General features: G+C 70.9%; 13 protein-coding genes. 6 read left to right on the forward strand and 7 right to left on the reverse strand.

The genetic code is table 11. The features are described from left to right. The first annotated feature begins 2 nt into the window (after positions 1–2). The 4 genes from ACFUNE_RS09365 to ACFUNE_RS09380 all read left to right on the forward strand — a co-directional run bounded on the left by ACFUNE_RS09365 (position 3) and on the right by ACFUNE_RS09380 (position 2,816). Complete coding sequence (locus ACFUNE_RS09365) at positions 3–407, forward strand: hypothetical protein (protein ID WP_383564368.1); 405 nt, start codon at positions 3–5, stop codon at positions 405–407. Between the two features lie 151 nt (positions 408–558). Continuing rightward, positions 559–1,659 carry an NADH:flavin oxidoreductase/NADH oxidase gene (locus ACFUNE_RS09370; protein WP_383564370.1) on the forward strand — a complete coding sequence of 367 codons (1,101 nt, stop codon included), beginning with the start codon at positions 559–561 and terminating at the stop codon, positions 1,657–1,659. 29 nt (positions 1,660–1,688) lie between these two features. Beyond that, positions 1,689–2,417 carry a class I SAM-dependent methyltransferase gene (locus ACFUNE_RS09375; protein WP_383564372.1) on the forward strand — a complete coding sequence of 243 codons (729 nt, stop codon included), beginning with the start codon at positions 1,689–1,691 and terminating at the stop codon, positions 2,415–2,417. 21 nt (positions 2,418–2,438) lie between these two features. Next, positions 2,439–2,816 carry an ArsR/SmtB family transcription factor gene (locus ACFUNE_RS09380; protein WP_383564374.1) on the forward strand — a complete coding sequence of 126 codons (378 nt, stop codon included), beginning with the start codon at positions 2,439–2,441 and terminating at the stop codon, positions 2,814–2,816. A 42-nt stretch (positions 2,817–2,858) separates the two neighbouring features. Here the strand turns inward: ACFUNE_RS09380 and ACFUNE_RS09385 are convergent, their stop codons facing one another. Next, on the reverse strand, positions 2,859–5,387 hold the full coding sequence (locus ACFUNE_RS09385) for a patatin-like protein (protein WP_383564979.1): 2,529 nt from the start codon (positions 5,385–5,387) through the stop codon (positions 2,859–2,861). 209 nt (positions 5,388–5,596) lie between these two features. After that, positions 5,597–6,256, reverse strand: a complete 660-nt coding sequence (locus ACFUNE_RS09390) for a DUF305 domain-containing protein (RefSeq protein ID WP_383564981.1) — start codon at positions 6,254–6,256, stop codon at positions 5,597–5,599. A gap of 181 nt (positions 6,257–6,437) precedes the next feature. On the opposite strand from ACFUNE_RS09390, the gene ACFUNE_RS09395 reads away from it, so the two are divergent. Next, on the forward strand, positions 6,438–7,928 hold the full coding sequence (locus ACFUNE_RS09395; RefSeq protein WP_383564376.1) for an LVIVD repeat-containing protein: 1,491 nt from the start codon (positions 6,438–6,440) through the stop codon (positions 7,926–7,928). A gap of 168 nt (positions 7,929–8,096) precedes the next feature. Here the strand turns inward: ACFUNE_RS09395 and ACFUNE_RS09400 are convergent, their stop codons facing one another. From ACFUNE_RS09400 to ACFUNE_RS09420, 5 genes are all read right to left on the reverse strand, one after another. Then, positions 8,097–8,276, reverse strand: coding sequence for a hypothetical protein (locus ACFUNE_RS09400; protein ID WP_383564378.1), 180 nt, complete (start codon positions 8,274–8,276; stop codon positions 8,097–8,099). 80 nt (positions 8,277–8,356) lie between these two features. Further along, positions 8,357–9,082, reverse strand: coding sequence for an HAD family hydrolase (locus ACFUNE_RS09405; protein WP_383564380.1), 726 nt, complete (start codon positions 9,080–9,082; stop codon positions 8,357–8,359). A gap of 30 nt (positions 9,083–9,112) precedes the next feature. Beyond that, positions 9,113–9,802, reverse strand: coding sequence for a phosphatase PAP2 family protein (locus ACFUNE_RS09410; RefSeq protein WP_383564382.1), 690 nt, complete (start codon positions 9,800–9,802; stop codon positions 9,113–9,115). 34 nt (positions 9,803–9,836) lie between these two features. Then, on the reverse strand, positions 9,837–10,772 hold the full coding sequence (locus ACFUNE_RS09415) for a M56 family metallopeptidase (RefSeq protein WP_383564384.1): 936 nt from the start codon (positions 10,770–10,772) through the stop codon (positions 9,837–9,839). An 86-nt stretch (positions 10,773–10,858) separates the two neighbouring features. Continuing rightward, entirely contained in the window at positions 10,859–11,458 is a 600-nt protein-coding gene (locus tag ACFUNE_RS09420; RefSeq protein ID WP_383564386.1) for a DUF5134 domain-containing protein, read from the reverse strand. A gap of 179 nt (positions 11,459–11,637) precedes the next feature. On the opposite strand from ACFUNE_RS09420, the gene ACFUNE_RS09425 reads away from it, so the two are divergent. After that, positions 11,638–12,186, forward strand: coding sequence for a GNAT family N-acetyltransferase (locus ACFUNE_RS09425; protein WP_383564388.1), 549 nt, complete (start codon positions 11,638–11,640; stop codon positions 12,184–12,186). Positions 12,187–12,188: the final 2 nt, after the last annotated feature.

The following is a 12,188-nucleotide window of genomic DNA, read 5'->3' on the forward strand; positions in this document are numbered from 1 at the left end:
GGATGAGCATCGAGATCAGGGACACCGAGGGACACGGCGCGACGCTGGAGGTGGCCCCCGGGCCCGAGCAGGGGCCTCTCCAGGTCGGCCTCCTGATCGACGGCCACCCTGCGGGCGCCTCCTGGTCCTGTTCCCCGGCCGCGGCCAGGGAACTGGCCGCGGCCCTCGTGGCCGCGGCCGCCGAGGCGGAGAGCGCCCGGTCGGGGGAGCCCGTCACCGTCAAGGCGCGAGAGCTGCTGCGCGGCGACGTACGGGACGGGGACCGTCTCATGACGGTGCAGGCCGTGCGGACGGACGGGGCGAACGTCCAGGTGACGTGGACGTCGGGAGGCGGACGCAGCTGGAGCCAGATGTACGGGGCCGATGCGGACATCCGGCTCCGGCGCCGGCTGCGGCCCGGGAGGTGACGGCGGTGGGAGCCCGTACGGGCCGCCTCGTAATTCGACGATCGCCGTAGTACGGTGATTCTCGTAGTACGGTGAAATTCGTACGACGCGACGGCCCGGCCTGCCCGGACCGTCGCGCCGCCCGTCGCGTCCCGAGGAATCGGAGCCCCCTGTGAGCGCACTGTTCGAGCCCTACGACCTGCGGTCGTTGTCCATTCCGAACCGCATCTGGATGGCCCCGATGTGCCAGTACAGCGCGGAGGCGACCGGCCCCGGCACGGGTGCGGCCAACGACTGGCACTTCGCGCACTACGCCTCCCGCGCGGCCGGCGGCACCGGCCTCGTCCTGGTGGAAGCCACCGCGGTGAGCCCGGAGGGCCGGATCAGCCCCGCGGACCTCGGCATCTGGAACGACCGGCAGGTGGAGGCGTTCCGCCCGATCACCGCCTTCCTGAGCGGGCAGGGCACCGTCCCCGGCATCCAGCTCGCCCACGCCGGACGCAAGGCGTCGACCGGCCTGCCCTGGCGCGGCGGAGCCCCCATCGGCGCCGGTGAGCCCGAGGGCTGGACGCCGATCGCCCCGAGCCCCCTCGCGTACGACGAGGGCCACACGGTGCCCGACGAGCTGAGCGTCGAGGACATCCAGCAGGTCGTCGGCCAGTTCGCCGACGCCGCCCGCCGGGCGCTCGACGCGGGCTTCCAGGTCGCGGAGATCCACGGGGCGCACGGCTACCTCATCGGGGAGTTCCTCTCCCCGCACAGCAACCACCGCACCGACGCCTACGGCGGCTCCTTCGAGAACCGGACGCGCTTCGCCCTCGAGGTGGTGGACGCCGTGCGCGCCGTGTGGCCGGAGGAGCTCCCGCTGTTCTTCCGCGTCTCCGCCACCGACTGGCTGACCGAGAACGAGGACGACCCGCGCGAGGGCTGGACGGCGGACGACACCGTCCGACTCGCGCGCAGGCTGCTCGCACACGGCGTCGACCTGCTGGACGTCTCCACCGGTGGACTGGCACCGAAGGCGCGGATCCCCGTGGAGTCCGGCTACCAGGTGCCGTTCGCCGAGCGGGTCCGCACCGAGACAGGCCTCCCGGTCGCGGCCGTCGGGCTCATCACCGACCCCGTGCAGGCCGAGAAGATCCTTGCCGACGGCAGCGCCGACGCCGTCCTGCTCGGCCGCGAACTGCTGCGCGATCCCTACTTCGCCCGCAACGCCTCGCGCGCGCTCGGCGGCGACGTCGGGGCGCCCGAACAGTACGGTTACGCGGTGTGACACCACCTCTGTGGGTACGCTGATCCGCGATGTTCACTCCTCAGGGCCCCACGCTGCGCGAACTGGCCGTCCAGGCGTTCTCCTCGACGATGCGCGGATACGACCTGCTCGCCCCCAAGTTCGACCGGACGCCGTACAGGACCCCGGACCGGGTGCTCCGGGCCGTCGCCGACGCGGTGCGGCCCCTCGGGCCGTTCGACCGCGGCCTGGACGTCTGCTGCGGCACGGGTGCCGGTGCGGGCGTGCTGCGCGGGCTGTGCCGGGAACGGGTCACCGGCATCGACTTCAGCGCCGGGATGCTCGACGTCGCCCGGTCCGCACACACGGCGGACGCGGGCGGCCCGGCGGTGGACTGGGTCCGGGCCGACGCCCTGGCGCTGCCGTTCTCGCGCGCCTTCGACCTGGCCCTGAGCTTCGGGGCGTTCGGCCACTTCCTTCCGAAGGAGCGCCCGGCCCTGTTCGGCCAGGTGTACGCGGCACTGCGGCCGGGCGGTCTGTTCGTCTTCCCGGTGGGCGCGCCGCCCGCGGTCGGCTCCGCGGCCTACTGGTCGCTGCTCGGTTTCGACGTGGCCATGCGGGTGCGCAACGCGCTGTGGCGCCCGCCCTTCGTCATGTACTACCGCACCTTCCCGCTCGACGGTGTCGTGGACGACCTGGTGCGGACCGGGTTCACGGTGCGGCTCCTGCCGCTGGAGGAGTTCGGCCGGAGGCCGGACGGCAGCCCGCGCGTCCGGCTCGTGACAGCGGCCCGTGGCTAGAACTACGACAACTCTCGTACAATGAGAGCCCCTGTACGAAGTGGAGCCACCGTGACGACCAACGCCGCTCGCGTACTCGCCCACCCCTCGCGCGAGGAGATCCGCGTCGAGGGCGTACTCCACGCGCTCTCCGATCCGGTCAGGCTGCGGATCGTGCGCCAGCTGGCCGGCGCGGCGGACGAGCAGGCCTGTTCCCGCTTCGACCTCCCGGTGTCCAAGTCCACCACCACGCACCACTTCAGGGTGCTCCGCGAGAACGGCGTCATCACGCAGTTCTACCGCGGCACGGCCAAGCTGAGCTGTGTGCGCAAGGAAGATCTGGACGCCCTCTTCCCCGGCCTGCTGGACAGCGTCCTCGGCGCCGTGGACATGCAGGCCGGACGTCTCGGCGAGGGCTGACCGCTCAGGGCCTCTCCCGCGCGAGCGAGGGCTGACCGCTCGTCAGGGCCTCTCCCGGGCGGCGGGTTCCGCAAGCCGCCCGGGAGAGGCGCGGGGCTCCGAGTGCGGTGTCCTGAGCGCCGCGTCCGACAGGGCGCCGTCGTCGCAGGCGACCAGCAGGAGCGTCGCCAGGGCGATGCCGAGGAAGAGCAGGACCATCGTCACGGCAACGGCCGCCGCCGTCACGATCCACGGTTTCGCCAGAGCCATTCCGATCTTCCTGGTCTCCTGCTTCTCCTCCCGCTTCCAGTTCTCCCAGACGACCGCCCATGCGGCGAGGAGGCTGGTGCGCAGGAAGAACCGGTCGCTCAGGGCCATGCGGATCGTGGTGTCCCCGGCGTTCTTGAGGGACTTGGCACCGTCGTCGTCCAGGAGCTGTGCGTCGGTCCTGTTCTTGAGGTCCTTCAGCCGGGCACGCATCTTCGCGGCCGCCGCCTCGCCCGCCTCGCGGGTCTCCGAGGCGAGGACGGCGTGATGGACATCGGCCTCGCGGTGCTCCTTGCGGAAGAGCGGAAGCATGTGGTGGGCGGCGTCCAGGCGCCCCCACAGGAAGTCCGAACGCCTCCAGTCACTGCTGACGAAGGCGCCGAAGTGCCGGAACCGGGTCCCGTACAGCTTTCGGTCGCCGAGATCCCTCGACCAGTCCTCGTCGAAGAGCGGGCCGACGGCGTCGGGTCCCATGCGCAAGAAGCGGAACCTCGGAGTCAGCTTTTCCAGGGCCAGTGCCGGAGGCGCGAACGCCTGGGTGAGGATCTCCACCTTCAGGCAGGTGGAGAGCAGCTTCCCGGTGTCCCAGCCGGCCCCCGACTCCGGATGCAGTGCCTGATGGCACCGCTCCACGGCCGTGCCGATCCTCTCGGCCACCCGCTCGGGTACGCGCAGGTCGCTGAAAACCTGATGGACGAGTGCGGCGATCTCGTGATCGCTCGACGGCACGTCCCCACGCGGACGCCGGTGGTCCTGTTCCGCCACGACCTCGTCCATGATCGCCATGACGTCGATCAGGCACCTGTCGACGGTCTCCACCGCGTCGGCGGTCCTGCCATGGCTCACGGAGTCACCTTCACTGCTCTCCGTGACGAATTTGACCTGCATGTAGTTGCCCAGGCACTGCAGCACTCGCTCGGCGACGATCAGGCCCCAGTTCCAGACGGCCATGTCCGGACGCAGCACGGCGTCCTCCGTCCCGGGGGGATACCAGCAGAAGTTCTCGGCGAGGATGGAGTTGATCGCCCCACTGCCGGTCTCCGGAAGGCAGGCCAGCCTGGTCACCTCCTCGGCGTGTCTGCCGGCCGGGCGAGGGGAGAGGAGCACCGCCTTGACGCGGCTGCGCCGGTACTCGCCCAGCAGGCTGTGCGCGGCCGTCGTGACATGAGCCTCCAGCTGCCCGTCCGGCGAGGACCCCAGAATCTCGCCGAGCAGGCGGCCGAAGAGTTCGTCGCGGGCGAGGCCGCCGCTGGTCTGAAGGCGATTGCTGATCTCCTCCATGGACGCACGGAGGTTCACCTCCTGCGGATACTGGAGGCCGCTCCAGCCCGCGGTCGCCCAGGAGATCTCGTCGCATCGAAGGTCTCTGACCCGCTCGTCGGCCAGCTGCCCGCCGGACGGCACGATGTAGATGAGCACGCGGTCCACGGGGGTGCGAGAGGCCTTCCTCCTCGTGATGGCGTCGAGGACGGGCCCGAACGGCTCGTTGTTGAGCACGCCTCCGTCCATGACGTTGCTCGCCCCCGCAGGTGTTTCCGGGATCACCCGGTGCCCCAGGAGCGGAAGCTCGCTGACGGGCTGGAAGGCGACGGGGAAGCCCGCGGTGGCGCGGGCGGCCAGCTTGAGGATCTCGTCGTTGTCCTCCGTGAAATCCCTCGGGCCGTGCCCCGGGGAGTGCTCCCCGCGCGAGCCGTTCGGCTGGTTCTCGAAGCGGTACAACCGCCGGTGGTCGTTGACCTCGAACGACTGCCCCAGGCTGTCCTTGTAGCGTCTGGACCGGCCGTCCAGGGCGGTGGCCGTGACGAACAGCGTGATGGGGTCGTCCGGACGCTGTCCCGGTGCATTCGCGTCCGTGTTGTCCGGCATCTCCTTGAGCGCCTCGGAGATCTTCCGCTCGAAGTAGTGCCCGTTGAGCACGCTGTTCTCGGGGCGCCCCTTCTGCAGCTGGTCCAGCGACGCCGACGTCCGCCACAGGCGGCGCAGATTCGCGAGAGGGCTTCTGCGGGCGATCGACGTGGCAAGCAGGAGTCCGTTGATGCCGCCGGCGGATGTCCCCGAGACGATGTCGATCACGACCTGGATCCGTGCCTCCTCGGCGAGCTCTCGCCAGAGGTTGAACACCGGCTTGTCCAGTTCCGCGATGTCGCTGTCGTCGGGGTCGGGGAGCGACGCCCGGCGCAGGAGGTCCAGTTCGTGAGCGACTCCGCCCATCCACACGGCGAGGCTGACACCGCCGTTCATCACCAGGGCGAGGCGTACCTCGGTCCTGGGCCCACGCGAGGGCGGCGCCGTCTCGGCGGCGGTCCCGGAACCACTCGGAGGCATGGCGCTCACGCGGCACCGCCGTTCGGGAGCCGGCCCGATCGAGACATGCGATTTCTTCCCGTCCGTAGCCCCCCGTTCAGCGCACCACACTGCCCCGGGCATCGGCAGGCGACGACTGCGGCGTGCCCCCGGCCGGGGCCGATTACGTCGGACGGACGCAGCCCGCGGGGCCGAATGGACCGCAGTCACGGAGTGCGGGCGCGGCCGCGTCAGGTCATCAGCGAGCGCATCCGGTCGATCTCCACGGTCTGCTGTGCCACGACGTCGTTGGCCATCTCCTCCACCAGCACGTTGTTGCCGTCCGCGAGCGCCTCGGTCGCCATGGTGACCGCGCCCTGGTGGTGGGTGATCATCAGATCGAGGAAGAGCCGGTCGAAGCTCCTGCCCCGAGCGCCGCGCAGCTGCTCGATCTGCTCGTCGGTCGCCATGCCGGGCATCGCCGCGTGGTCGTGAGCCTCTTCGCGCTCGTCGCCGCCGTTGTTCTTCAGCCAGCCCTCCATGGCGCCGATCTCCGGCTTCTGGGCCGCCGATATGCGCTTCGCGAGCCGTTCGACCGATGGGGAGGATGCGCGCGTGGGAACGAGAGCGGTGAGCACGAGGGCCTGTTCGTGATGCTGGATCATCATGCGGGCGTAGCGGAAGTCGGCGGAGTTGGGTGTGTCGTCCCCGGCTGCCTTCTGCGCTTCCTCGACCGACAGGGTCCTGGCCGGCTCACCGGGTTTCCCTGGCGCCACGACCGAAAAGCCCTTGTCCGCCCCGGCCTTCGCCTCGCCGTCGCCGCTGTCCCCGTCGCAGCCCCCGAGGGCGAGGACGGCCGCGAGCGCCGTCAGCAGCGCGCCCGCGCGCACGCGTGTGGTCCGACGGGGCATCAGCACGGTGACCTCCATTGCCACTTGAGTGTGTCGCAGACCGTCCTAACACCTTCCACCGGCCGGTGATCAAAAACTTTTATTACGTCTCTGTTGCCATCTGTTGGTGTGTACATGGAAGGGACGATACTGCCGGAGTCCAGGAACCGTTCGTCGACGGACGGATACAAGGGAGGACGCAGTGACCTCGTTGCACACCACCAGCGTGCGGCGCAGACGTCTGGGTGTGGCGGCAGCCGCGGCCGGGCTCATCGCCACGCTGTTCACGGCCGGACCCGCGGCCGCGACACCCGACCCGGGTGACACCGCCGCCACCCGCAGCGGTGTATCCGTGAGTAAGCAGGCCGAAGCCAGGGCCGCCATCGAGAGCGGTGAAATACCCGGCGTGGACGAGATCGTCCACAGCGACAACATCGAGCACCTCACGAACATCCCCAAGGACGCGCTCCAGGGGCTCAACACCGACCTGGCGTTCCAGGGCACCTACGCCTACGCCGGGAACTACGACGGCTTCCGGATCTTCGACATCCGCAACCCGAAGAAGCCGAAGACCGTCGCCCAGGTCCTCTGCCCGGGCTCGCAGAACGACATCTCGGTCTCCGGGAATCTCCTCTTCCTGTCGACCGACTCCTCCCGCAGCGACAACTCGTGTGCCAGCACGACCCAGCCGGCCACGGAGAAGTCCTCCTGGGAGGGCATGAAGGTCTTCGACATCAGCGACAAGCGCAACCCGAAGTACGTCGCCGCTGTCGAGACGGTATGCGGCTCGCACACCCACACGATCGTCCCCGAGCGCAAGAACGTCTACGTGTACGTCTCGTCCTACTCGCCGAACGACACGTTCCCGGACTGCCGGCCCCCGCACGACGGGATCTCCGTCATCAAGGTGCCGCGCAGTGCTCCCGAGGACTCCCGCATCGTGAACTTCCCCGTCCTCTTCCCGGACGGCGGAAACCCGGGCGCCCCGGCCAACCCGGGCGTCTCGAAGACCACCGGCTGCCACGACATCACCGTTCTGCCCTCGAAGGACCTGGCGGCCGGGGCGTGCATGGGTGACGGCCTGCTGTTCTCCATCAAGGACCCGGAGAACCCGAAGATCATCGACCGGGTCCAGGACAACGTGAACTTCGCGTTCTGGCACTCCGCGACCTTCAACCAGGGTGCGAACAAGGTCGTGTTCACCGACGAACTCGGCGGTGGCGGCGCGGCCACGTGCAACGACGAGATCGGCCCGAACCGCGGCGCGGACGGGATCTACGACATCACGGGCCGGGGCGACCACCGCAAGCTGGTCTTCCGCAGCTACTTCAAGATCGACCGGCCGCAGGCCGACACCGAGGTGTGTGTCGCGCACAACGGCTCGCTCATCCCGGTCAAGGGCCGTGACCTGATGGTCCAGGCCTGGTACCAGGGCGGCGTCTCGGTGTGGGACTTCACCAACTCCTCCGAGCCGAAGGAGATCGCGTACTTCGAGCGCGGTCCGGTCTCCACGGAGGCGGTCACCACGGCCGGCCCGTGGTCGGCGTACTACTACAACGGCTACATCTACTCCAACGACATCGCCAAGGGCTTCGACGTCCTGAAGCTCGACGACCGGCGGACGGACCCGGCGAAGAAGGTGCGGCTGCCCGAGCTCAACGTGCAGACGCAGCCGGACTACTTCGACCGCTGAGCCGTCCTCGGCTTCCGCGGATGAAAGTGTGCCCCGCCGGGCGGTCCACGCCCGGCGGGGCACACGTATTTCCATTGACCCGCAGGCGGAGCGGGGACATGCTGTACCCCTGATTCCGGCGATGCGGGGGATCGCCGGAATCAGCCGGGGGCCGGAACGGCCCGAGGCTCAGGCGGCCGGCCGGACACTCGTGCCCGCGGCCGCGGCCCACTCCACGAGCAGCCGCTGATACTCCGTCTCGTCGTCCGGGGACAGCAGTCCGCCCGAGCGCTGCCACAAGGTCCGGATCTCTTCATTGACCACGGAGGCGGGGCGCACGGCGACGGACGGGTTCGGATACGGGGACATGTCCACCAAGCTAAACCCCCGGCGGGCGGTTGACCCCACTCAGGGACAGGGATATCCCTCACACCTTCTCCCGGAATCCTTCACGATCCGTGGCTCCCGGGTGCTCCACCGTCCGTTCCCGGCAGGCCGAGCGCCCGCAGACCGTCCGGCCGGTCCGCCACGGGCAGAGGGTCCACGAAACGCACCTCACACCCCGGAACGGCCGCGCCGGCGTCCGCCCGGCGGTCGTCACCGACCATGACCACGTCCGCGGGGTCGTGCCCCAGCAGGGCGCACGCCGTGCGGAACAGGCGCGGATCGGGCTTCTGCGTGCCGTGTTCGTAGGACAGGACATACGCGTCGATCAGCCCGTCCAGGCCGTGTGCCCGGAACACGGGCCGCAGGTCCCAGCCGATGTTGCTCACGACACCGACCGTGACACCGCTGCGGCGGAGCCCGCGCAGGACCTCGGCCGCGTCCGGATACGGCTGCCAGGCCTCAGGGCTCATGTGGCGGTCGTACAGCGCGTCGTGCAGGGCGGGGTCCGGGAGGTCCCCCTGGCGGGCAAGACCCGTGTAGGCCTCCCGGTGCAGCTCCGCGCTGCTGTCGCGACCGGCCCAGGCGGCCGCCAGCTCCGGCGGGACCCGCTCGGGGGGCGGCCCTCCGGGGAGCGCTCCGGCGTCGGTCAGCCGGCGCACGCACCGCTCGAAGCCGGCCGGCTCCATGGGAATGCCCCGTGCGTCCAGGACGGCGCGCAGCCACGCGGCGACGGGCTCGATCCGAAAGAGGGTCCCGGAGAAGTCGAAAAGTACGCCCTTGGTCTGCATGAAGCCGATCATCGCCGTCCCGGGCGGTGCCTACAAGGGGCTGTCGCCACCGCCGGCCGGCTGCCGGGTGCGGCCGGTGTACGCGGTGTGTCCGGCAACGGAGAGCGCGACCACGGAGCCGCCCAGCAGCGCGCCGCCCAGCACGTCGCTCACCCAGTGCACGCCCAGGTACACGCGCGTGAACGCCACACCGGCCACCGAGACCACGGCAAGCGCCGGCGCGCCCCACCACAGAGGGGCCTGCGCGCCGTGCAGGCGCAGCAGCCACAGCAGCAGCCCGCAGGTCACGGCGGCGGTCATGACATGTCCCGAGGGGAAGGCGGCGTACTGAGCCGAGTCCACCGGATCGGCCCATCGCGGCCGCTCCCTGCCCACGGCGGCCTTCAGTCCCTGCTGTACGAGCGTGGCGAGGAGGCTGGTCGCGGCGACCCACCCGGCGAGCAGCCGTGAGCCGCGCCACCACAGCGCGATGACGACGACGGCGGTCAGCGCGCGCATCGTCCAGGGATCCCACACCCAGTCCGTCAGCACGCGGTTGACCTGGACCAGCCCCGGCTCGGTCACCGCTCGGCGGTGCAGTGCCTCGGCCACCGTGGTGTCCAGCGACATCAGGGGCGGCAGGCGCACCGCGACCAGCACCAGCAGGACGAGGGACAGTGCGGCGCAGACGAGGCCTGTGACGAGGAAGGGGGGCCGGGTGCGCGGGGGAGGGGAGTGCATGGGGACGATCCTGCGGCACGATCCGTGCGCGAAGCTATCCCAGCGCCCTGAGTCCCGGCACGAAGGCCACCAGCAGCGGTACGACGGGCACCAGCGCCGCGGCGGCGGTCAGCCGCAGCCGGCGGCCAGCGGTGAGCCGCTCCACCGGGGTGAGCAGACGGTTGACCCTGAGGGGCACATGGGCGCCGGAGGCCGGCGCGGCGCCGAACACGCCGCGGTCCTCGTTGAGTTCGACGAGGGCGAGAGCGATCGTGAGGCGCCCGAAGCGCCGCGACGCCACATCGTCCGCGGCCAGTTCGACGAGGTGGTGCATCTCGTCGCGGAACGCCGCGAACACCGGCACCTGCGGGAATCCGGTCGCGAGCGCGCCCGAGCAGTGCAGGAGCCAGTCGTGGCGGGCCTGCGCGTGGCCCTGCTCGTGGGCCAGCACGGCGTCGAGCTGACGCCCCTTCAGGCGGCCGAGCGCGGCGGTGGTGATGACCAGTTGGGGAGCCGACCCCGGCAGCCACCACGCATCGGGCCGTTCCCCCTCCAGCACCACCAGGCGCCCGCTGCCGGGTTCCTCGCCCGGCATCAGCGGGGAGCGGACCAGCAGTTCGGTGCGCCGCCGCCTGCGGCGGGAACGGGCCCGGTGGATCTCCCGCACGAGCATGGCGGCCGTCCATACGCCGCCCAGGGCCAGCAGGACGGCGATGACCGCCGACCACGGCCCGTACGCCCCCAGGGCGTAGGCCTCGACCACTCCGTGCGGGGCGGGTGCGAACACATGGCCGCGGACGGCCTGCCAGGCGGCGGCCGCACTCAGGGTCATGGAGAGCCCGAACGACAACAGGACTCCCGCGACCACGCACTGCCAGACCCACAGGGCCACGACCGGCTCACGCTCGGGCCACCGGGCCCTCGCCATCAGACCCGGGGCCACGACGGCGGCCAGCGCACCGAGCAGCAGCAGCACGAGGGAGACCAACATGGACGTCAGCCTATGAGCGCGGGGTGTTCACGGGTATGGGCGTGCGCGGCAAGTGACGTAGGACACGGGGTGCGGGGCCTTTTGTCTCACAGGGCGAGCAGCATGGCGAACATGGCCGTCCCCATGGCCAGTCTGCATGCCAGGGCCAGCTCCCTCCGCTCGCCCGGCCCCGTCAGGGCGCCACCCCTGCCGCCGACCGGGACGCCGACGGGTGCGGGGGCCGGTATCAGCCGGCCCGCCGAGTGCAGGACGTACAGCCCGTAGTACACGAGCAACGCTCCGGTCAGTACGGGCACGCCTCCCGCTCCTCCGGCAGCCGCCGCTCCGTGGCCGGGATGGCCGCCCTCCGGCGCGTGGCCCGCCCCCGGCGCCATGGTCACGGCCATGTAGACCATGGCCAGCGAGCCGACCAGATGGTGCAGGTGGTGTCCGCCGTCCCTGGCATGCGCGACGGCGTGCAGCGCGGCGGCACCGAAGACCACCGCGTAGGCCACCCACATCCAGTCCGGGAGAGTGAGCAGGGCGGCGGGCACCGCCATCGCGGCCATTCCGAATCCCATCAGCGCTTCCGCGCGCGCCGATCCGCGCTCCCGCTCCGTGCCGGTGCGGGTCCGCAGCAGGCAGTACGCCCCCGTGGCCCCGCACAACGCCATGAGCAGCCAGCCGGTCAGAGCCGGTCCGTGCACGGTGCACCTCCCCCTGCGGCGAAATGACGCCGGTGTCGTCCCATCGATGCCCCGCTCCGGGCGCTCCTACCGGGGCGCATTGGGGTACTGGGGGAGCGCGCCCGGGCCTGCGGGGGGCGGTCGGCGCCGGGTTAGTCTCGGGAATGCACAGCGGCAGCACACCACGGGAGAAGAGCCACATGGACATCGCACCGGCCACGGCACGGGCAGAACTGACCTTCCGCGACGCGAGCGAGGACGATGTGCCGGTCCTCGTGCGACTCGTGGAGAGTGCCTACCGGGGCGACGCGAGCCGGGCCGGGTGGACCACCGAGGCGGACATCCTCCAGGGGCAGCGGACCGACGCCGACGGGGTGCGCGAGGTGCTCGCGGCGACCTCGGGCCGGGTCCTCGTCGCCGAACTGGACGGTGCCCCGGTCGCCTGCTGCCAGCTCGAACACCGTGGCAGGGCCGCGTACTTCGGCATGTTCGCGGTCAAGCCGGAGCTGCAGGGCGCCGGCCTCGGCAAGATGATCATCGCCGAGGCGGAACGCACGGCCCGTGAGGAGTGGGGCGCGAGCGAGATGCAGATGACGGTGATCTCGGTCCGCCAGGAGCTCGTCGCCTGGTACGAGCGCCGCGGCTACCGCCGTACGGGAGAGCTGACGCCCTTCCCGTACGGCGACGAGCGCTTCGGCATCCCGCAGCGCGACGACCTCGCGTTCGAGCTGCTGGTCAAGGAGCTGTAGGG

The organism is Streptomyces sp. NPDC057287 (assembly GCF_042667905.1).
GTDB lineage: Bacteria > Actinomycetota > Actinomycetes > Streptomycetales > Streptomycetaceae > Streptomyces.